This window comes from Dorea sp. AF24-7LB (genome assembly GCF_003478575.1).
In the GTDB taxonomy this organism is placed as follows: domain Bacteria; phylum Bacillota; class Clostridia; order Lachnospirales; family Lachnospiraceae; genus Dorea_D; species Dorea_D hominis.
This window is the reverse complement of sequence record NZ_QUFR01000001.1, coordinates 117,777-139,668: the sequence shown is the minus strand read 5'-3', so window position 1 is coordinate 139,668 and position 21,892 is coordinate 117,777. Positions and strand designations below refer to the sequence as shown.

Annotated in this window: 24 protein-coding genes; all 24 read right to left on the bottom strand. The window is 43.5% G+C overall.

What is annotated here, in order from left to right; all coding sequences use genetic code 11:
- Positions 1-15: 15 nt before the first annotated feature.
- Positions 16-1,692 carry a DNA repair protein RecN gene (gene recN, locus DWY31_RS00665; protein ID WP_118519276.1) on the bottom strand — a complete coding sequence of 559 codons (1,677 nt, stop codon included), beginning with the start codon at positions 1,690-1,692 and terminating at the stop codon, positions 16-18.
- 8 nt (positions 1,693-1,700) lie between these two features.
- Positions 1,701-2,150 (bottom strand): arginine repressor, encoded by a 450-nt coding sequence (gene argR / locus DWY31_RS00660; RefSeq protein WP_117537290.1) that lies wholly within the window; start codon positions 2,148-2,150, stop codon positions 1,701-1,703.
- 5 nt (positions 2,151-2,155) lie between these two features.
- Complete coding sequence (locus DWY31_RS00655) at positions 2,156-2,989, bottom strand: NAD(+)/NADH kinase (RefSeq protein WP_118519275.1); 834 nt, start codon at positions 2,987-2,989, stop codon at positions 2,156-2,158.
- Positions 2,990-3,003: 14 nt separating this feature from the next.
- Entirely contained in the window at positions 3,004-3,810 is an 807-nt protein-coding gene (locus DWY31_RS00650) for a TlyA family RNA methyltransferase (protein ID WP_118519274.1), read from the bottom strand.
- Positions 3,807-5,675, bottom strand: coding sequence for a 1-deoxy-D-xylulose-5-phosphate synthase (gene dxs / locus DWY31_RS00645; RefSeq protein WP_118519273.1), 1,869 nt, complete (start codon positions 5,673-5,675; stop codon positions 3,807-3,809). The genes DWY31_RS00650 and dxs overlap by 4 nt, the downstream gene beginning before the upstream one ends.
- A 15-nt stretch (positions 5,676-5,690) precedes the next feature.
- Positions 5,691-6,593 carry a polyprenyl synthetase family protein gene (locus DWY31_RS00640; RefSeq protein ID WP_118519272.1) on the bottom strand — a complete coding sequence of 301 codons (903 nt, stop codon included), beginning with the start codon at positions 6,591-6,593 and terminating at the stop codon, positions 5,691-5,693.
- Positions 6,577-6,792, bottom strand: a complete 216-nt coding sequence (gene xseB / locus DWY31_RS00635) for an exodeoxyribonuclease VII small subunit (protein ID WP_021859980.1) — start codon at positions 6,790-6,792, stop codon at positions 6,577-6,579. Before xseB ends, DWY31_RS00640 begins: the two co-directional genes overlap by 17 nt.
- Positions 6,785-7,996 carry an exodeoxyribonuclease VII large subunit gene (gene xseA / locus DWY31_RS00630; RefSeq protein ID WP_118519271.1) on the bottom strand — a complete coding sequence of 404 codons (1,212 nt, stop codon included), beginning with the start codon at positions 7,994-7,996 and terminating at the stop codon, positions 6,785-6,787. The genes xseB and xseA overlap by 8 nt, the downstream gene beginning before the upstream one ends.
- 12 nt (positions 7,997-8,008) lie before the next feature.
- The gene (gene nusB, locus DWY31_RS00625) at positions 8,009-8,410 is read right to left on the bottom strand and encodes a transcription antitermination factor NusB (RefSeq protein ID WP_021859982.1); all 402 of its coding nucleotides are present in this window, start codon (positions 8,408-8,410) and stop codon (positions 8,009-8,011) included.
- Positions 8,411-8,794 (bottom strand): Asp23/Gls24 family envelope stress response protein, encoded by a 384-nt coding sequence (locus DWY31_RS00620; RefSeq protein WP_117537292.1) that lies wholly within the window; start codon positions 8,792-8,794, stop codon positions 8,411-8,413.
- Between the two features lie 120 nt (positions 8,795-8,914).
- A complete protein-coding gene (locus DWY31_RS00615) occupies positions 8,915-10,519 on the bottom strand; it encodes a peptide chain release factor 3 (protein WP_118519270.1) in 1,605 nt (534 codons plus the stop codon).
- Positions 10,520-10,639: 120 nt separating this feature from the next.
- On the bottom strand, positions 10,640-11,263 hold the full coding sequence (locus DWY31_RS00610; protein WP_118519269.1) for a SpoIIIAH-like family protein: 624 nt from the start codon (positions 11,261-11,263) through the stop codon (positions 10,640-10,642).
- Between the two features lie 18 nt (positions 11,264-11,281).
- Positions 11,282-11,875, bottom strand: a complete 594-nt coding sequence (locus tag DWY31_RS00605; RefSeq protein ID WP_226976723.1) for a stage III sporulation protein AG — start codon at positions 11,873-11,875, stop codon at positions 11,282-11,284.
- Complete coding sequence (locus DWY31_RS00600) at positions 11,859-12,209, bottom strand: stage III sporulation protein AF (RefSeq protein ID WP_118519267.1); 351 nt, start codon at positions 12,207-12,209, stop codon at positions 11,859-11,861. The genes DWY31_RS00605 and DWY31_RS00600 overlap by 17 nt, the downstream gene beginning before the upstream one ends.
- 8 nt (positions 12,210-12,217) lie before the next feature.
- Complete coding sequence (locus tag DWY31_RS00595; RefSeq protein ID WP_118519266.1) at positions 12,218-13,432, bottom strand: stage III sporulation protein AE; 1,215 nt, start codon at positions 13,430-13,432, stop codon at positions 12,218-12,220.
- A complete protein-coding gene (spoIIIAD, locus tag DWY31_RS00590; protein WP_021859989.1) occupies positions 13,429-13,815 on the bottom strand; it encodes a stage III sporulation protein AD in 387 nt (128 codons plus the stop codon). Before spoIIIAD ends, DWY31_RS00595 begins: the two co-directional genes overlap by 4 nt.
- A gap of 15 nt (positions 13,816-13,830) precedes the next feature.
- Entirely contained in the window at positions 13,831-14,025 is a 195-nt protein-coding gene (gene spoIIIAC / locus DWY31_RS00585) for a stage III sporulation protein AC (RefSeq protein WP_021859990.1), read from the bottom strand.
- An 11-nt stretch (positions 14,026-14,036) separates the two neighbouring features.
- The gene (locus DWY31_RS00580) at positions 14,037-14,555 is read right to left on the bottom strand and encodes a stage III sporulation protein AB (protein ID WP_021859991.1); all 519 of its coding nucleotides are present in this window, start codon (positions 14,553-14,555) and stop codon (positions 14,037-14,039) included.
- The gene (gene spoIIIAA / locus DWY31_RS00575; protein WP_118519265.1) at positions 14,540-15,532 is read right to left on the bottom strand and encodes a stage III sporulation protein AA; all 993 of its coding nucleotides are present in this window, start codon (positions 15,530-15,532) and stop codon (positions 14,540-14,542) included. The genes DWY31_RS00580 and spoIIIAA overlap by 16 nt, the downstream gene beginning before the upstream one ends.
- Positions 15,533-15,671: 139 nt before the next feature.
- Positions 15,672-17,759 (bottom strand): polyribonucleotide nucleotidyltransferase, encoded by a 2,088-nt coding sequence (locus DWY31_RS00570; protein ID WP_021859993.1) that lies wholly within the window; start codon positions 17,757-17,759, stop codon positions 15,672-15,674.
- 236 nt (positions 17,760-17,995) lie between these two features.
- On the bottom strand, positions 17,996-18,262 hold the full coding sequence (gene rpsO / locus DWY31_RS00565) for a 30S ribosomal protein S15 (protein ID WP_021859994.1): 267 nt from the start codon (positions 18,260-18,262) through the stop codon (positions 17,996-17,998).
- A 132-nt stretch (positions 18,263-18,394) separates the two neighbouring features.
- Entirely contained in the window at positions 18,395-20,041 is a 1,647-nt protein-coding gene (locus DWY31_RS00560; RefSeq protein WP_118519264.1) for a Na/Pi cotransporter family protein, read from the bottom strand.
- Between the two features lie 12 nt (positions 20,042-20,053).
- Positions 20,054-20,953 (bottom strand): bifunctional riboflavin kinase/FAD synthetase, encoded by a 900-nt coding sequence (locus DWY31_RS00555; RefSeq protein WP_118519263.1) that lies wholly within the window; start codon positions 20,951-20,953, stop codon positions 20,054-20,056.
- 18 nt (positions 20,954-20,971) lie between these two features.
- Complete coding sequence (gene truB, locus DWY31_RS00550; RefSeq protein ID WP_118519262.1) at positions 20,972-21,892, bottom strand: tRNA pseudouridine(55) synthase TruB; 921 nt, start codon at positions 21,890-21,892, stop codon at positions 20,972-20,974.

The following is a 21,892-nucleotide window of genomic DNA, read 5'->3' as shown; positions in this document are numbered from 1 at the left end:
GTTTCTTTTTCAATTCTATGCTTTCATCTGTCTTGCAAGTGTCTTCATTTCTTTCGCATTTTCTCTGACTGCATCTGTAATTTTTGCCCCACCTAAGATTCTTGCCAGTTCTTCCACCGACTCTTCTTCAGTAAGCTCGTGGATCCCGGTTGTCGTATCCAGATTGCCGACTGTCTTCTCAATCATGAAATGGTGATCTGCCATCGCTGCGATCTGCGCAAGATGTGTAATACAAATGACCTGATGATTCCTTCCGATCAGTGCCATTTTCTCGGAAACTTTCTGTGCAGTGCGCCCGCTGATTCCCACATCAATCTCATCAAAGATCAATGTCTCTGTGTCATCTTTGTCCGCCAGCACGGTTTTGATCGCCAGCATAATGCGCGACAATTCGCCACCAGATGCAACATTCGTAAGTGGTCTTACCGGCTGTCCCGGATTCATTGAAATCATGAATTCCACTTCATCCATTCCTGCCGGAGTACATGCATCAAGAGTGCGAAACTGAATCTCAAATTTTACATCTGCGAAGTTCAGCTCTTTTAAGCTCTCCCCAATAGATTTCTCCAGCGTTTTTGCCTGTTTTCTGCGGATTGCAGACAATTTTCCAGCTGTCTTTTCCATCTTTTCTTTTGCTTTCTGACAGTTTTCATTCAAACTGCGAATGTAATTTTCATAGTCTTCCAACTTCTTTATTTTCTCCTGCTGCTCATCATAATATGACAGAATATCCGAAATCTGACTGCCATATTTTAATTTGAGATGATTGATCTCGTTGAGTCTCTGTTCCGTCTCATAAAGTTCCTCTTCAGAACATTCACAGGAATCCCTGTATTCAGACAAATCTCTGTTGAAATCATTTAACAGACTGTCAATCTCCGACAACTGGTCAAAAAGTCCCTGCACGGTATCATCGTAATCGCGGATTTCTCCAAGTGCACGGATTGCCCGGCTTAAGCTTTCGCTTGCATTTCCTTCTTCCTGGCTGGTAAATGCATAGGCCTCTGCCGCCCCGTCTGCGAGCTTCTTACTATTGACTATAAAACGATAAGCCGTCTCCAGCTCTACATCTTCCCCTTCACGAAGCTCTGCCTTTTCGATCTCTTCCGTTTCAAACTGCAGGAAAGAAAGCTCTTTGGCTCTGGACGCCTCATCCTGATCTGCCTCTTCCAGTTCTTTCATCCAGCTCCGGTACTCCCGGTAGTTTTCAGTTATCTTTTTTTTCAGTTCACTGATTTCATCCTTGGCAAATGCATCCACAATTGCCAGATGATTCTTCTTGTAGAGAAGTGACTGATGCTCGTGCTGTCCGTGAATGTCTATCAGCACCGATGCCACTTCTTTTAAAAGTGTCATCGTCACAGTCTCTCCATTGATCCGGCTTACACTTCTGCCTTCCATCAGACGTCTGGAGAGAACTACCATTCCATCTTCCGGGTAGACATCCAGTTCTTTCAGCCTGTGCAGTTGCTTTGCATTTTCAATCTGAAAATTCAATTCAACAAATCCATATTCTGCTCCTTTGCGGAGCATATCTTTGCTGTATCTGGCTCCAAGCGCCAGATTGACAGATCCTAAAATAATAGATTTACCTGCTCCTGTCTCACCGGTCAGAATATTCAGTCCGTCTTTTAACTCTACTTCGATCTCATCGATCAATGCAAGATTTTTCACATATAAACGTTGTAACATGCAGCCTCCTACAAGACAATTTTTCGAATCTTATCCATCACTTTCACAGTATCTTCCACACTTCTGACTGCACACATGATCGTATCATCCCCCGCAATACTTCCGACAATCTCTGTCCATTTCATTGCATCCAGCGCAGCACATACTGCCATTGCCATTCCTGCAACTGTTTTGATCACAAGAATATTCTGTGCCATGTCCATAGATACATATCCGTCTCTTAGAATACGGATATATTTTTCACTCATGCCATTTTCCGTCCCCTGATGGATTGCATAACACTGCTTTCCATTTTCAGACGGAACTTTTGTCAACTTCAGATCACGGATATCCCGTGACACCGTTGCCTGCGTAACTTTGAATCCTTCCTTATTCAGATGATCTGCAAGTTCTTCCTGCGTCTCGATCTGAAATTTACTAATCAGTTCAATAATTTTCGCATGTCTGTTTACTTTCATGACCATTAATTTCCTTTCATTTTTCTACGCAATGTTTCCAGAAAACTGACTTTATTCAGTCTTAAGATCTCTGTTCTGGTAGCGGATCTGCGGATGGTAATCCGCTCTCCTGTATGCATCATAAGCATCTGGGTTCCGTCAAAAGATACCAGCACTTCCTCTTCTGTACCGTTTCTGCCTTCTCCGATCTCAATCTCAATCTCATCTTCACCGGATAAAATCACACTGCTCGTATTCAGTGCATGCGAACAGATCGGTGTGACTACAAGCAACGATGCTGTCGGTTCTACGATCGGTCCGCCCGCAGAGAGATTGTATGCGGTAGAGCCGGTCGGTGTCGAGATAATGATTCCGTCCGCTTCATAGCAGTTCAGCAATTCTCCATTTACCCATATACGGAAATGAATGATGCGAATTCCACCGTTTCTTGATACAACAATATCATTCAGTGCAACATCCTTCACAGACGCTCCGTATACTGCTTCCAGCATCATTCTGGATTCCAGCGTATATTCTCCTCTCAATAGCTTCTCAATGGATTCATCCAGATCTGCAAGCTCTACTTCTGTCAGATAACCGAGTGTTCCCATATTTACCCCAAGCATCGGAACATCCCTGTCATGCAGAATCCTTGCAGCTTCGATAAAACTGCCATCGCCTCCAATTACGATCACACAGTCAATACCATCCGGAATACTCTCTTCAATTATTTTCTTTTCTTCATCTTTACGACAAACCGAACAGGTTTTGCCGTAATCTTCGATTATTTTTTTTATGTGTCTTGTCACAGAATGATCTTTGTCTTTTCCATCATTCGTGACAATGAATATATGCTCCATATCTGTTACCTGTATTATTTGGTCAGGGATTCAAATGCACGCTTTGTTATTGCTTCTATATCGAAATTTTCTGAAATCTCTGCCTGTCCTTTACTTTTTTTCAAGTGTACAAGGTACTCAATATTTCCCTCCGGTCCGCGGATCGGTGAAAATTCCAGTTCCAGTACATCAAAACCGATGGAAACTGCATATGCCGTAACCATCTCAATGACTTCTACATGGGTACTTCGTTCTCTTACGACACCTTTTTTTCCGACTTTCTCTCTTCCTGCCTCGAACTGTGGTTTGATAAGCGCAACAATCTCCCCGTCTTCCGTCAGATAATTGTAGATCGGAAGAAGCACTTTCGTAAGCGAAATAAATGACACATCAATGGACGAAAACTGTACCGGTTCCCCAATATCTTCCGGTGTCACGTAACGGATATTTGTCTTTTCCATGCAGACAACACGGTCATCCTGTCTTAATTTCCAGTCAAGCTGACCACGTCCGACATCAATCGCAAATACTTTGACTGCACCATTCTGTAGCATACAGTCTGTAAATCCACCTGTTGAAGATCCGACATCCGTGCATGTCTTTCCTTTTACACTAACGTCAAAATTCTTCAGTGCTTTTTCGAGTTTCAATCCGCCGCGGCTGACGTATGGCAGTGTATGTCCGCGCACTTCAATCTTGCTTTCTTCTTTAAATAATGTTCCCGGTTTGTCTTCTTTCTGGTCATACACATAGACATTACCGGACATGATGATCGCCTTGGCTTTTTCTCTGGACGCCGCCAGATTACGCTTTACAAGCAAGACATCCAAACGTTCTTTCATATCTGTAACTCCTTATATGTTTCCATGATTTTCTCTGTCACTGACTGTGCATCAATACCAGTCTCTTTGCGAAGCACTTCCACACTTCCATGTTCTACATAATTATCCGGAAGTGCAATCGGCAGAACGTGGCAGGAAAGCTGTTTTCTCGCTGCACATTCCAGCACCTGCATTCCATAGCCGCCAGTTATAACATTTTCTTCCAGTACAGCGATCAGTTTATGATTTTTTGCAAGCCTTGCAATACATTCTTCATCTATCGGCTTTACAAAACGTCCGTTTACGAGCGTGCAGGAATACCCTGCATCTTTGAGATTCTTTCGTACTTTTACCGCTTCTTCAAACATATGTCCCATACTGATGAGTGCGATCCCACTCTCCTCGCAGATCATCTCGCTTTTGCCATATTCGATCGGTGCACGATATTCAACATACTGATCGTACGCTGCACCTCTTGGATAACGGATTGCAACCGGGCCGTCAGATTTCAGTGCAAAGCGAAGCATGTCTGCCAGTTCCCATTTATGTTTAGGTGACATCACTGTCATATTCGGAATACTGCTTAAAAATGACAGGTCAAAAATTCCCTGATGTGTCTCTCCGTCACTTCCGACCAGTCCTGCTCGGTCAACGGCAAATACAACAGGAAGCTTCTGAAGTCCCACGTCATGGATGATCTGGTCATATGCTCTCTGCAGAAAAGAAGAATAAACCGCCACAACCGGGCGCATGCCTCCCGCTGCAAGTCCTGCCGCAAATGTCACAGCATGCTCTTCTGCAATTCCTACATCAAAAAAGCGATCAGGGAACATACTATGGAAACGGGCCAACCCGGTTCCATCTTCCATTGCAGCTGTAATTGCTGTAATGTCCGGATTCTCTTTTGCTTCTGCACACATAACTTTTCCAAACACATCGGTATAGGTATCCTTTTTCTTCTTCTCTGATACCTCACCTGTCGCAATGTCAAACGGGCTAATGCCATGAAATTTGCCTGGATGCTCTTCTGCCGGCGTATAACCTTTGCCTTTCTTCGTCAGAACATGGACAAGAACCGGTCCTTCTATTCTCCGTGCTTCGGAAAATACACGGCAAAGCGTAGGAAGATCATGTCCTTTTACCGGTCCGAGATATGTAATTCCCATATCTTCAAAAAACATACCCGGAACGATCAGCTGTTTGATACTGCTCTTCGTCCGGCGGATCTGTTCGATCAGAGAATCCCCGACCTTCGGGATCTTCTCAAGCGTCGTTGTCACGCCTTTCTTCAACCCGGTATAAAAATCTGCTGTCCGGATCTTTGCCAGATATCTGGACATTCCTCCGACATTTTCAGAGATCGACATATGATTGTCATTCAGCACAATAATAAAATTACTGTTCAACTGGGACGCATTATTAAGCGCCTCAAACGCCATTCCACCCGTCATCGAACCGTCACCGATCACGGAAATCACACTATAGTCTTCTCCTTTCAGGTCTCTCGCTCTTACATAGCCAAGACCTGCTGATATGGACGTAGAGCTGTGTCCGGTATCAAATGCATCACAATCGCTCTCCTTACGCTTCGGGAACCCACTCATGCCGCCGTATTTACGCAGGTTTTCAAAACCATCTTTTCTTCCGGTCAGAATCTTATGGGTATAAGACTGGTGTCCGACATCCCAGATAATCTTATCTTCCGGCATTTGGAATACAAGGTGCATTGCCATTGTAAGCTCTATAACGCCAAGATTCGATGCGAGATGTCCACCTGTCTTGCTGACCGTCTCTACAAGAAATTCACGAATCTCCTCTGCCAGTACCGGGAGTTCCTCTTTTTTTAAATTCTTTATATCATTTGCTTTCTGAATTCGTTCCAACATCACGAACGTCCTCTCTTATTTCACTCTATGGATCAGTTTGATGATCAACTCTTCCAGATAATCATTCTCTCCCGGAAGTTCATGTAAAAGAGCAATTGCTTCTTTTGATCTTTCTTCTACAACTGCTGATGCTTTCTCTATACCATACAGAGTTACATATGTAGTCTTCTCATTCTTCTCATCACTGTGGATTGGCTTTCCAAGCACTTCTTCCGTACTTGTCACATCCAAAATGTCATCCTGTACCTGGAATGCGATACCGATATTCGATGCCATCTGCTCAACTTTTTCAAGCTCCTCATCTGTAGCACCTGCAAGGATCGCTCCAACCATCATAGATGCTTCGATCAGTGCAGACGTCTTCAGTTCATAGATCGTATCCAATACTTCCCTGTCGATCTGTTTTCCGGTCTCTTTTACATCAATGACCTGTCCTCCGATCATTCCATGAATGCCGGCTTTTTCCCCCAACACCTGAAGTGCTTTTCCAATCTTAAGGCTGTCCTGAGGACAAAGCTCAAATGCGTGAAATGCAGTCTCAAATGCATAATTTAAAAGTGCATCTCCCGCAAGGATTCCCATATCTTCGCCATACACAACATGGGTAGTCTTTCTACCTCTTCTGTAATCGTCATTATCCATCGCCGGCAGATCGTCATGCACAAGGGAATACGTGTGAATCATCTCAATTGCTGCCATAAACGGTTCGATTGCTTTCATTGTTCCTCCAAAAAGCCGGAATACTTCCTGCATCATCATCGGACGAAGCCTCTTGCCACCTGCCATCAGACTATATTCCATAGCCTCCGTGATAATCTTCTGATAACCACTCTGCACCGGCAGATATTCCCGCAGTAATTGTTCTATCTCTATTACCTTTTCCTGTTGTAACTGTGCAAAATTATTGTTCAAACTCATGCGTTTCTCCTTCATTATCCAGCACCAGTATCTTTTTCTCTACTTTATCTATCTTTTCATTACACATCTTAAGTGTATCCACGCCTTTATGATACAGTGCAAAAGCTTCTTCCAAAGAGACCTCACCCTGCTCCATCTCCCGGATCACATCTTCCAGTTGTGTAAATAACTTTTCCAGAGTCTGTTCTTTCTCAGCCATGTCTCTCCTCCCTCGTCTCTTCTGCACATACTTTGATCGTACCATCCGTGACATAGATTGTAAGCTCATCTCCCACGTCTACCTGTCCGATTCTTTTCACTGCTTTTCTGTCTGCTGTTTCTACGTAAGAAAATCCTTGATTCAGCTTTTCAAGCGGAGACAGCTTCTTCATTTTCTCCAGATCAACCGTAAAGCGCATCTTATTCTTCTGCAGACTGTTCTCCATAAGAAGACGCAGTTTCTCTTCGTAATCTACTATGCGTTGTCTGTAATCACGCACCTGATTTTCCGGATGGAGATACATAAGCTTCGTCTGATATTCCCGCAGACGCAGACGCTGCATACGAATCTGCTGTTCCAGAAGTCTTGTAGCTTTCTCACGATATTCAATCATCGTCCGTTCTGTCAAGCGATAGTCATAAACTGCAAGTTCTGCAGCCGCAGACGGTGTCGGTGCCCGAAGATCCGCCACATAGTCAGCGATTGTCGTGTCTGTCTCATGTCCGACTGCGGAAATCACAGGTGTCTCACATTCAAAAATCGCTCTTGCAACGGCTTCTTCGTTAAACGCCCACAGATCTTCGATCGATCCGCCTCCACGTCCAACAATCATTACATCTACGCCATATGCATCCAGTGTCTGTATTCCTGTAACAATACTCTGCACTGCACCTTCGCCCTGCACAAGCGCCGGATACAGGATCAGCTGTACAAATGGATTCCGCCGCGCAGAAATATTCATAATATCCCGGATCGCAGCGCCGGTCGGTGCTGTCACGATTCCAACAGTTTTCACAAAAGACGGAATCGTTTTCTTATATTCAGGGGCGAACATCCCCATCTCACCAAGCTCCTGTTTCAGTGCCTGAAAACGTTCATAGAGTACTCCTTCGCCATCCAGACGAATCTCTCTTGCATAAAGCTGGTAAGAACCACTTCTTTCATAAACACTGATTCCGCCAAATACAACAACCTGCTGTCCTTCTCTCATATGAAAAGCGAGCCCGCCTCGCTGCCCGGCAAACATAACGCAGGCAATCGTTCCGGACTCGTCCTTTAACGAAAAATATATATGTCCCGATGTGTGGTATTTACAGTTGGATACTTCGCCTTTTACATAGATACGGTTCAGCATATAATCCTGCGTAAACATATTTTTAATGTATGCATTTACCTGTCTGACCGTATATACGTTCTGTGTCATGCTACACCTCTTCTACGCCTTTGCCAGTTTTGCAAGCACGCCATTTACGAAAGACGGACCTTCGTCACTGCTGTATTTTTTAGCAAGTTCTACTGCCTGATCGATCGCAACACCAACCGGAACCTCATCGTCCCATTTCATCTCATAGACTGCGACACGCAGGATGCTTAAGTCTACTTTGTTCATACGACTTGTCTTCCAGCCTTTCGTATGTGTATTGAGCAGCGCATCAATCTCTTCTCTCTTCTCGGCAATATGTTCTGCTTTCTCACGGATGTACTCCATGTCTCTTTCTTTTACATCATCCAGCTGTTCAAAATAAAGCTGAATCTGCTCCGGAATCTCTTCGCCTTCATTAAAATCCAGTCCGAAAACCATCCGGAAAATGTGTTCTCTTAATTCTGATCTTCTCACTTAGTCTTCCTCCGGTACTTTCACGCCTGCAACGCGAATATTCACATCTGCAACTTCCAGTCCTGTCATGTTCTCGATGGAAGATTTGACCTTCTCCTGTACTTTTACAGAAATGTCTTTGACTCCATATCCGTATAATAAATTGAGTGTCAGGGATACTGTAACAATACCGTCCAGAACATCTACTTTCACACCTTTGGAAAGAGACTTCATTCCAAGCTTACTGATCAGTTCTCTTGTTGCATTGCCTGCCATAGAAGCAACACCCTCTACTTCCATCGCAGCCAGTCCTGCGATGATTGCAACAACTTCATCTGCAATCTTCACTTCTCCGATGTTGGCGTCATTTTTTATTGTATAAGCATTTCTTTCTTCTTTTCCCATTTCAGAAACCTCCTGTCTGGTTTATTCGTTCTTATCATTATAACAAATTTCTATTCTTTTGCAAATAGCCAGCACAAAAAACTTCCATCTGCCGACTTCCTTTTCTCACAATCTCCCGGATTAAGATCTTCCAAACTCCTCCAGTATCAGTCCGTCGTTTCTCTCCTGTGTCATACGGATGCTCCACTCATTTACAAACAGAAGCAGCGGTCTTCCTTTGAGATCCTTGATCTTCTTCATATCAGATGTTCCGGAAAGTTTGTCCATATCCACTTCCTCATTGCCGATCCAGCGGATGTATTCATATGGAAGACTGTCCATACGGATCTCTACGTTATACTCATTCTCCAGACGATATTTTAATACGTCAAACTGCAGAACACCGACAACGCCGACGATAATCTCTTCCATGCCTGTATTGTATTCCTGGAAGATCTGAATCGCACCTTCCTGCGCAATCTGGTTGACCCCCTTGATAAACTGTTTTCTCTTCATCGTATCTACCTGACGGACTCTTGCAAAATGCTCCGGTGCAAATGTCGGGATACCTTCATATGCATACCTCTTTGCTGAAGTCGTCAGTGTATCACCGATTGAGAAAATGCCCGGATCAAACACACCGATAATGTCTCCGCCATAAGCTTCCTGCACCAGATGTCTCTCGCTAGCCATCATCTGCTGTGGCTGCGACAGACGGACCTTCTTGCCGCCCTGAATATGGAACACATCCATTCCTGCCTCGAATTTACCGGAACAGATACGCATAAATGCGATACGGTCTCGGTGCGCCTTGTTCATATTTGCCTGGATTTTAAATACAAATGCCGAGAAATCTCCTTCCTCCATCGGATCAATGAGACCTGCATCTGATTTTCTCGGAAGCGGTGAAGTTGTCATTGCAAGGAAATGCTGAAGGAATGTCTCTACACCGAAGTTCGTAAGTGCAGATCCGAAAAATACCGGTGAAAGTTCTCCTTTGCTGACCAGCTCCTGATCGAACTCGGCTCCTGCACCGTCCTGCAGTTCAATCTCTTCTTCTAACTGGCTCTTCTGATCCGCTGTAATAAGATCTGCAATCTCCGGATCGTCAATGTCGATTTTGCGCACCTCACCTTGTGTTGTTCCTTTTCTTGTATCTGAGAACAGCTCGACTTTCTTTGTATTTCTGTCATAGACACCGCGGAACTCCTTACCGGAACCGATTGGCCAGTTTACCGGACAGGTTGCGATTCCCAGCTCGTTCTCGATATCATCTAATAATTCAAATGTATCCATCGCTTCGCGGTCCATCTTATTGATAAAAGTAAAAATCGGGATATGACGCATCGTACATACTTTGAACAGTTTTCTTGTCTGCGCCTCTACACCTTTGGATGCATCAATGACCATTACAGCTGAGTCTGCCGCCATCAGAGTACGGTAGGTATCCTCCGAGAAATCCTGATGTCCCGGTGTATCCAGGATGTTGATACAGAATCCATCATAATTAAACTGTAATACCGATGAAGTTACAGAAATACCTCTTTCCTTCTCAATCTCCATCCAGTCTGATACTGCATGCTTTGCTGTTGCCTTTCCCTTGACACTTCCTGCCTGGTTAATGGCTCCTCCGTAAAGCAGGAACTTCTCTGTTAAAGTTGTCTTACCTGCATCGGGATGGGAAATAATTGCAAACGTTCTTCGTTTTTTAATCTCATTTGTTATTTCATTTGTTATCTCTGACATATATTCCAACACTCCTACATTAGTATATCCGTTTATAGACACTGTTAGTCAGTATAACATATCCTCTGCAAATGCTCAAACAAAAATCCCGCTGCTGCGGGATTTTCCATATATTTTATTCTATTTTTTACTGCCTGCCGGTGTGATCACAATATTTTCAGCTGCCATTCCGGTCTTCCTTATAACAATGTCTTCAATTTGTGCCCGGTTTGCTTCACTTAATTCTTTGGCATTTACCACAACATCTGCGGATTCTTCGGAAAGACTGACTACACTGTCTGTAAATCCTTTGGCAGAAAGCATCGTCTCCGCAGCTGCCTCTTTTTCTGCAATTTTTGTAAGCTCAACCATTTCATTTACCGCTTTTTTCTTCTGCTCTCCTGTCAGTTGTTTATTGTCTATGATCTCCTGCAGGGACTCTTTATTTTTAGCCCGCACCTGTTCTCTTGTGATCTTTGCCTGTGATACGATGGATGTGGCATCTCCTCCTGTCAGTACCGCCTCGCCCGGCGTACTCGTCTGCGCTTCATTATCCCCGTCCTGACTCTTAATATCCGAGGATGCACTCTGACTGTCCTCCTGTGAAATATCCAGAAGTTCCTGACTTGCCACTTCACTTCCTGTCTCACTGGATTTTGCCTTATCCGGGAACAGGCGTCCGGAATAATTCAAATATCCTGCTACCGCTATCATCACCGCCAGCGCTGCAATGATCACCTGATTTTTCTTAAACACTCGTTTCACGTTCTCTCCTCCTGCCTTTTATGGTTTCTGATTCTTTTTCATTATTCTAATCTTATGCGTGTCTATTCCAAATAATGCCTGCACCGCTTCCGTAATATGTTTAGCTACTTCAGGATTATCACCCCCTGTGGCAAGCACGACAACACCTTCAACCTGCGGTGTCAGTTCTTTCGTTACATATGGGCTGTCTCCATTACTGTTTTGCTTTTTATATACCGTTTCTTCAGACAGGGAATCTTTATCTGTCGTACGCTCTCCGCCCTGATGATCGGACTCTTTTACCTGCTCACTCTGGGTGTCACAATCTTTCTCTATCACTTTTTCCGCTGTTGATGCAAGTGTCAGCATCACTTTCACTTCCCCGGCGCCATCCATCTGCGACAACATTTCTTCCAGTTCCTGTTCCATCTCTTTTGTATAACTTTCACGGTCTGTTATCACACTCTGCCCGGTTCTGCTTCCGACAGTTTTCCTATTTTCTTTTTCCTTACCGGCAGGCAATGTAATAACTAATAAGAGTACTCCGGTAAGAAACAGGATCAGAAGCTGGTCTTTCTTCAGTTTTTTCCCTTTACACAGCAATTCTTTTAACATCTTAAGGTTGAACTTCAATCTCTTTCACCTCTATTTTTTTCTGCTCATCCTGCGCTTTCCCGTTTTCTGCTGCATCTGCTGTTTCCGTCATCTGCTTCCGGACTTTTGTTTCTGTCTTCTGAAGCTTATCCTGAAACTCCTGCCAGTCTGCATCCTGCAAAATCTCTGTCTTCAAGTCGCCTGCGTGCAACGTCTTAAGGACCGGGGTAAGAAGCAGTGCAATCAACACAAGTCCTGTAAAAAAACGGATATATTTCCGGTAATCGCTGTCCGGAAGCATTTGTAAAAGGGCCGTTACAAGAACCAGATAAAAGCTTAAGTTCTTCACCCATTCATAGATTTTATCGATCATTTTTCCTCCTATTCTCCGGTTGTAGCTGCGACCACAACAATTGTCAGAAGAAATAAAAGCCCTGTTGTAAACAGCACACGCATAAAAAGCCGTAGTCCGTCTCCCACACTTTCAATACAGCCAATCACACGCGCATCGGAAACCGGCTGCAGAAGAGCCGCCGTGAATTTATAAAGTAGCACGACCAGCCCGACTTCTACGAGCGGAACCAAACATAAGAGTACCGCAAACAGTGCGCCCACAACTCCAATTCCATTTTTGACCAGTACGAGTGTACCGATCGTCACTTCCGCAGCGCCGCCCAGAAGATCCCCCACACCCGGTATGGCTTCCATTCCTCTTGTCACAAGACTCTGCTTCACATCATCGACGGACGGACCGATCAGTCCCTGCACCAGATTCCATCCGACTACAGCAGCCAACATTGTCCGGAGCGTCCAGGAAACAAGCATTTCCAGAAAGCCGGCAAATTTGCTCAGATAATCTTCTTTCGACAGATAATTGAGCAGTCTCAGTATCATGTAAATATGGATCATCGGCAGCAGGATCTTGGCAATTAAAAGTTCTACCAGATAAATAATAAAAAGCACAAGCTGATAAAATGCGATCGCTGTTACACTGCCTTTCGCAATCGCTACAGCAAGAAAATACAGCGGGCAGAATACACCCATAAATGCAGTCAGTCCTTCTACACCGGTGCTTACCCATTCCGTTACCGCAAGAAATACTTTCAGACACAATGCGATCAGCAAAAGATACAGAACATAGAAGCTGGTTTCTGAAAGCTGGCCGCTTTCAAACACCTGTGAAAAATTATGAAACAATGCCGCCAGAAATGCCAGAAATACAATCGGAATCAGATATTTTCTTCCGCTTTCCACAGCCTGAAAAAACTTGTCTCTTAACATTTTTCCTGCCTGGCTTAAAAAATCTTCATAATCCCCTTCTGTAATTTTCCGGAGCATCTCTTCTAAATTATAATTCTTTTCCGGAAACATCTGATCTATGTAGTTCTGCATCTCATCAAAGGAAAACTGCTGTATCCATTTTTCTGTCTCTGCCTGTGCATCTTCTGATATTCCTGTTTCATATGCCGGTTCTGCTGCATACACATATTCCATCTGAAAACCTGCCGGAAATCCAGTCAGCAGCATAAACAGGATTGTAAGTCCAGGTACTATTTTCCCACAGCGCATCTTTTTCTGTTTAACCTTTCTTCTCATGACAACACCTTCCGGATCGTGTCCAGAATCGCAAGAAGCACCGGAAAACTAAGTACCATGATTGCAAGTTTCCCGAAAATCTCAATCTGTCTTGCAATCGTCTGATATCCCGCATCTTTGCAAATGTTCGATGCAAATTCTGCCACATAAGTAATTCCAAGCATTTTGAACAATGTTCCCATATACATATCATCAACCGATATATATGTACCGATTTTTCGTATTACTTCCGCGATTGTTTCTATTTTCTCGAGTACAGAAAAGAAAATAAGAAGACTCAGCGCTATGCTGATATAGATTCCATACTCCGGTTTCTGCGCTTTAAACTGCACAGCAAGAAGCATACCTGCAACAGCAGCTGCGCAAATCTGTATGATACTCATATGCCCCCTTCTTTCCTACAGGTAAAATAACTGCCGGATATTCTGAAACAACTGGTAAATGTATGGCACGATCCAGAACAATACAAGCAGAAGTCCTGCAAAGCTTGTTAAAAATGCCTGTTCTTCCCTGCCACTATGTTTCAGCACCTGACTGAGTACCGATACTAAAATTCCGACAGCCGCAATCTTAAATATCAGATTTACATCCATCTCTTCCTCCTTCAGATCAGAAGCACGACTGTCAGAATCCCGCCCATGATCCCCATAAGATAATAAAGTCTCATCTTCGTGTACATCTGTTTCTGTATCTGCCTTAACGATTCCTCCACTTTCTCTTCATACAGCTCCAGAGAACGGATCTGCATCTTAAGATCCAGATTTCCAAGTCTTGCACCGACTTCTTTCAGATTCTCTTTTTCTTTTCTTGAAATCATCAGACCCACAAGACAGACATCTGCCGATTCCTGCCATATTTTTACGAATCGTTTTTCTTTTTTACATCGCATTTCATTTCTCATCATAAGAAGCCAGTTACGGTACGGATCTTCACATTTTTCTGCAACGGATGCAAACACTTCTTCCAGGCTGGACCTGGCATAGCAGATCTCACTTTTTAATAAAGAAATAAGATACCGTATCTTTTGCAGTTCTTCGTATTCCTCACGAATCTTATGTGCATGCCTTGTCCCTTCCATGGAAGCCGAGAAAAGAATAAGAAAAGCGCCTATGGCTTTCCACATTTTTCATCACCTGCCATGCCGGTATAGCCCGCTGTGTTGGACTGTCCGACAAAAGAATACAGTGTATTCCCCCTGTCATCATAGATGCCGCCAACTTCACCGGCTTTTCCTTCTCCTGATAAGACAATATATCTTTCAAAACGCTTCTGTTTGATCAATGTGCCAAGTACCGGCTTTCTCTTCACTTCCTGCATGGATTCTCCATGTACGGTCGCAAGCATTTTGCAGCCACAGTGCATTGCATACTCTATGGCATGTACATCCTGCGCCGTGCCGATTTCATCAACTGCTACGACTTCCGGTGTCATGGAACGGATGAGCATGATCATTCCTTCTGCCTTCGGGCAGGCGTCCAGGATGTCTGTCCGCATCCCGACATGATTCTGCGCAACGCCCTGATAACATCCTCCGATTTCCGAACGTTCATCTACAATACCCACTGTTTTCCCGCTGATGTATGTATTCCCTTCCGAAATCTGCCTCACAATATCACGCAGAAGTGTTGTTTTTCCCTGTCCCGGCGGTGACACGATCAGGGTGTGAAAAAGCGATCGGTTTCGTGTTATATATGGAAAAATCCAATCGGCACATCCCATCACTTCATGGGCTATCCGGATATTTACGGACGAAATATATTTTAGATTCTTCACATGCCCTCCTTCTAAAATCGCCTGTCCTGCAAAACCAATCCTGTGCCCGCCCTCCACAGTCAGAAATCCCTGCCTCATCTCTTCTTCGTATGCATACAGCGAATAATGGCTCACATATTCCAGCAATTCCCGCACTTCTTCTTTTGTCGCAATATAAGGTCTCCCCCACTCATCTTTCAGCATATATTCCCTGCCATCCTGAAAATAAAAAACCGGCTTCTCAATGCGTACTTTGATCTCCTGCAGTTTTTCATAATCTTTCACGATCTTCTGCATCTGGATTCTTAATTTCCCCGGTAGTAACGATAAGATACATTCTTCTTTCATGTTTTGTCCACCTCTTATCTCCAATATATGCCCGGGACAGTTATTTATTCCTGAAATCCACAAAGGACCGTACCGGATAACCCGGCACGGTCCTTATTTATCATACTGTCTTTTATTTTACAACGTATCACGCAGCAATTTATTCTGCAACATCTTTCATGCTGAATGAAAATCTTCCCATCTTGTCTTTTCCAAGGCATACAACTTTGACTTTATCGCCAAGTGTCAACACATCTTCAACATGGTTTACACGCTCTTTGGAAATCTTGGAAATGTGAACCATTCCTTCTTTTCCCGGTGCAAACTCAATAAATGCTCCAAATTCTTTGATACTGATAACATGTCCTTCCAGAACCTGTCCTGCTTCATAATCTGTAACAATGATGTGAATCAGCTTCTGTGCTTCTTCCATGCTCTTGGCATCTGTTCCGCAGATAGATACTGCTCCGTCATCTGTAATATCAATCTTCACACCAGTCTGCTCGATGATCGCATTGATCGTCTTGCCTCTCTGTCCAACAACATCACCGATCTTCTGAGGATCGATCTGCATCTGGATAATCTTCGGTGCAAATTCACCAACCTCTGTTCTCGGCTCTGCGATTGCTTTTGACATACACTCATCCATGATGAACAGACGAGCCTGTCTTGTACGTGCGATTGCTTCCTCAACGATCGGTCTTGTAAGTCCGTGGATCTTAATATCCATCTGGATTGCTGTGATACCCTTCTTTGTACCAGTTACCTTAAAGTCCATATCACCAAAGAAGTCTTCCAGTCCCTGTATATCTGTAAGTACCAGATAATCATCATCTGTATCTCCTGTTACAAGTCCGCATGAGATACCTGCAACCATAGCTTTAATCGGAACACCTGCAGCCATAAGTGACATACAAGATGCACATGTAGAAGCCATTGATGTAGATCCGTTAGACTCAAATGTCTCGGATACGGTACGGATTGCATACGGGAACTCTGTCTCACTCGGAAGCACCGGAACCAATGCACGCTCTGCAAGTGCTCCATGTCCGATCTCACGACGTCCCGGTCCTCTGGATGGTCTTGTCTCTCCAACAGAGTATGACGGGAAGTTATAGTGATGCATATAACGCTTTGTTGTCTCTTTTTCATCCAGTCCGTCAAGTCTCTGTGCCTCTGACAGTGGAGCCAGTGTGCAGATATTACAGATCTGTGTCTGTCCACGTGTAAACATAGCAGAACCATGTACTCTAGGAATCAGATCTACTTCTGCAGCAAGTGGACGAATCTGGTCGATTGCTCTTCCATCCGGACGCTTGTGATCTTTCAGGATCATCTTGCGGACAGTCTTCTTCTGATACTGGTAAATTGCATCTCCAAGAACAGCAAGCCATTCTTCATTATCAGCAAACGCTTCCTCTAACTTATCTGTAATCTGACGGATATTTTCTTCTCTTACCTGTTTATCATCTGTAAATACAGCTTCCTCCATAGTCTCCGGCGGTACGATTTCTTTGATTGCTGCAAATAATTCTTCCGGAATCGCAAAGCTCTCATAGCTGTGTTTTTCTTTTCCGCATTCTGCAACGATTGTATCAATAAATGCGATTACTTTCTGGTTCACTTCATGAGCTGCGTAAATCGCTTCGACCATCTGTGCTTCCGGAACTTCATTCGCTCCTGCTTCGATCATGATAACTTTCTCTCTTGTAGATGCAACCGTCAGCGCCATATCAGATATTTCTTTCTGTTCTGCTGTCGGATTAAATACAAATTCACCGTCAACCAGTCCAACCTGTGTTGTAGAGATCGGTCCGTCAAACGGGATATCAGAAATTGTAGTCGCAATTGCTGCTCCAAGCATAGCTGTCAACTCCGGTGAACAATCCTGATCTACAGAAAGTACCAGGTTCTCCAATGTAACATCATTACGGTAATCCTTTGGGAACAGTGGTCGCATCGGACGGTCGATAACACGGCATGTCAGGATCGCATTCTCAGATGCTTTTCCTTCTCTTTTGTTAAATCCTCCCGGGATCTTACCTACGGAATACATTCTCTCATTATATTCTACACTTAACGGGAAGAAATCGATTCCTTCTCTTGGCTTCTCAGAAGCAGTTGCTGTACAAAGTACAGTTGTATCACCATAGTGCATTAAAACTGCACCGTTCGCCTGCTTCGCTACTCTACCAACATCTACGCGAAGTGTTCTTCCGGCTAATTCCATCTCATACTTCTTATACATAGTATTCTCCTTTTATCTTCATTCATCTGTTCTGCGAAAGAAGGATACCGAAACTACTGAAAAAGACACTCTCTTTTCGCTACCACCGGACAATATCCTTTTCAGTGGTCTCGGATTATATCTCCCTCGTCCACAATCCAATATATTATAGCATATCTTATGTAAATACACCATATCTTTTTTCTACAAAAAATTCCGACTGCATAACGCAATCGGAATTTTTATTAAAATCATTATTATTTTCTAAGTCCAAGTTTCTCGATCAGAGCACGATATCTGTTGATATCTGTCTTCTTCAGGTATGCAAGAAGTCCTCTTCTCTGTCCTACCATCTTAAGAAGTCCTCTTCTTGAGTGATGATCCTTCGGGTTAGCTTTGAAATGATCTGTCAGGTCATTGATTCTTGCTGTCAGGATAGCTACCTGTACTTCCGGTGAACCTGTATCTCCTGCTGTTCTTCCAAAGTCTTTAATGATCTGTTCTTTCTGTTCTTTTGAAACCATTGTGATTTCCTCCTTTTAATTCTCTTAATTATCGCCTGGTATTAAGCAACGGTTGGAGTATCCTGTTACCGAACACCGGCTGTTCATACCAGATGAGTATAACACAACACTTATCCTCTGTAAAGGATTATTTTACTCTTCTTCTTCATCAGATTTGTATTCATCCGGTACCAATATCGCAAATGCGATATTGGTTCCATGGTCGGCTACACGCTCCAGACCGGATACTGCATCTGCAAAGATCATTCCTGCTTCCGGTGTACATTTGTTCTTCGTCAGCCGCTTGATATGTGATCTTTGCAGTTTCTTTTCCAGCTCATCAATGGCATCTTCCAGTTCCAGAATCTCACGCATATGTTCTTGATTTCCATTTGTAAACATATCCAATGCATATTCCAGAAGTGTCTGTACCGACTTCATCATATCATTCATCTGACGTATCGCCTTATCGCTTAATTTTACGCCGGAATCAATTCTCTCTCTTGCAGCCTCAGCCATATTTTCTGCATGATCACCGATTCTTTCAATATCATTTACTACATGGAACAGTCCTCCCAGCTTATCTGCATCTGCAGTCGGAAGTTCCAGCTCATTTGCTCTCACAAGGTAATCCGTGATCTTACTGTTCATAAAATCAATATATTTTTCGGTTTTGTATACCTTTTCAATTGCTTCTCCGTCCAGCTCACAGAGTGCATGCATGGACAGTTCCAGATTGCTCATTGCAACCTTTCCCATATGCTCGATCTCATGGATTGCATCCATAACTGCCGTTGCAGGTGACATCATAGACTGTTTGATATAATTCAGTTCATACTCATCTTCGTCTGTATCATCATTTCCCGGAACTACTTTGTAAGTCAGCTTCACGATCCAGCCCATAAACGGGAACAACATAGCCACTTCTATGATTTTCATCAGAGAATGTGTATTGGCAACCGCACGTGCCACATTTCCACCGGAAATTCCAAGCAGTGCACCTGTGATTGGTTTGGTAAATATAAAGATCACAGTAAACATAATTGCAGATCCGATCACGTTAAATAAGAAATGAATCATCGCTGCTCTCTTTGCATCTTTTCTTCCGTTCAGGCTGGCAAGAAGTGCAGACACGCAAGAACCGATGTTACAGCCAAGAATTACAAACGGACAGATCATAAACTGGATCAGATTCTGTGATGCCATCAAAATAATAATACCAACCGTTGCCGAAGAGCTCTGCAAAATAGAAGTCGCAATAAATCCGACAAGGATCGCAATAAACGGACTGCTTAAAGAGCTTAAAAATTCTTTTACAACCGGTGACTGTTTTACAATGGTCAAGGATTCACCCATAACTTTCAGCCCCATAAACAAAATACCAAATCCCAGAATCACATCACCGGCTCTCTGCACCTTCTGGTTCTTACAGAACATGGACATAATCACACCGATGATTACAAATAGTGGCGCTATGTCCGACAGATTAAATGCAATCAACTGTCCGGTGATTGTAGTTCCGATATTGGCTCCCAGAATAATTCCGGTTGCCTGCATCAGATTCATCAGTCCGGAGTTTACAAAACTCACGACCATAACTGTTGTAGCATTGGATGACTGGATGATCGCTGTAAAGATCATACCTACCAGCAGTCCGATAAATCTGTTTTTTGTAAAGACTGCCAGAATACTTCTCATTTTGGCGCCGGCTGCTTTTTCAAGGCTTTCGCTCATCTGGCTCATACCATATAAAAACAGTCCAAGTCCGCCAAACAGAGAAAATATAGTTATTATATTCATCTGTTTCTCCTTTTACTCTTTTTCAAAGTATTCTCTGACATACTGTATATCCTGACGGACTCGTACCTGCATTTCCTTAATAGAAGAAAATTTATGTTCCGGGCGTCGGAATTCCAGTAATTCAATTTTAACGTTTTTTCCGTATGCATCTCCGCTATATCCATATAAATAACTCTCGATCAGCACTCTGTTTTCATCTGATACGGTTGGCTTGACTCCGATATTGGATATTGCGCCATAAACTTCCCCATCAATATAAACACGGCTTACATACACTCCTTTTGGCGGCAGTACTTTATGCGCCGGCCATTCTACATTACATGTGGGAAATCCCAACTCACTTCCCAGATGTTTTCCATGTTCTACAATTCCTTCTACCGGGTATGGATATGTCAGAAGGTAATTCGCGGTTGTAATGCTTCCATCTTTGACCAGACTCTTAATAAAACTGCTACTGATCTCCCGATGCTTAAACCGTGCTTTTTCAACTACGATTGCCTTATAATGATATTTTTCGGCATACGCCTCCAGCATATGCGCATCGCCTTCTTTTCCATATCCAAAATGAAAATCAGTCCCTACAACCACATATTCAGCATGAAAAACGCCCTTTATAATTTTTTTTATAAAATCTTCCGCACTCATGTGCCGGAGTTCATCTGAAAACGGACATTCCACAAGATAGTCTATTTTGCCGTCCATTCTTTCTCTTCTCTCATCCGGAGTCATAAGAATGTCTTTTTTGTTCATCTCAAATGCACACAAAACACTTTTTATATTTCCATTTGTGCAGCATCTGAGCACTTCTTCAACTAACTTCTGGTGGCCCTTATGCACTCCGTCAAACTTTCCAAAGGTCACTGCTGACTTTTCGGTTTCTGTATATTCATTCAGACCTTCTATATATTGCATATTTTTCCCTCTCATGTTCTATACATCCGGCGTATAAAACATTTTTACAAGTTTGTATTTATTTTCGCTTTTCTTATAATCGTACAGACCGATAAACTCCTCCTTTGAATTGTAGAGCCTCACTCTGTGGACGTCCGAAATGCTGTGCCCGTCTGGCACATCCCCCACTGCATCCTTCGGAAGTGCGTTACCATTATATGCGAATTTGTCCCATTTTTCCGTCACACACAATGCCGGATAGTGTGCAAACATTGCGTCGACCGGTGTTATGATTTCAGAAAGTCTGCCGTCTGACACAAAATTTTCCACTTCTGCAAGCGTCTTCGCTTCCGTGAGCACAAAAGAACTCACCTTTGTACGGACAAGCTCTTCCATACAGCCGCCGCATCCTAACTTCGCACCGACATCATTGCAAAGCGTACGGATATACGTGCCTTTGGAACAGTGCACCCGCATCTTCACATGCGGCAGATCCATTTCCAGAATATCAATAGAAAAAATTTCAACATTCCGCGGTTTTCTCTCCACTGTCTTTCCTTCTCTTGCAAGCTCATAGAGCTTCTTTCCACCAATCTTAATTGCCGAATACATCGGCGGAGTCTGCACATAAGCACCGACAAAAGAAGCCACCACACTTCTTACATCTGCCTCTGTCACAGTACCGGTCTGCTTTTCACTCAGTACAGTTCCGGATATATCCTGTGTATCTGTTTCCCGCCCAAGCAGCAGTACCGTTTCGTATGTTTTATCTTTGTCTGTTAAAAGATCACATAATTTTGTTGCTTTACCAAAGCAGACCGGCAGCACACCGGTCGCATCCGGATCCAGTGTTCCTGTGTGTCCGATTTTCTTCTGCCCGACAATTCTGCGTAATTTTGCAACGACATCATGTGATGTATAGCCTTTTTCTTTGTAAATATTTATAATGCCATGAATCAT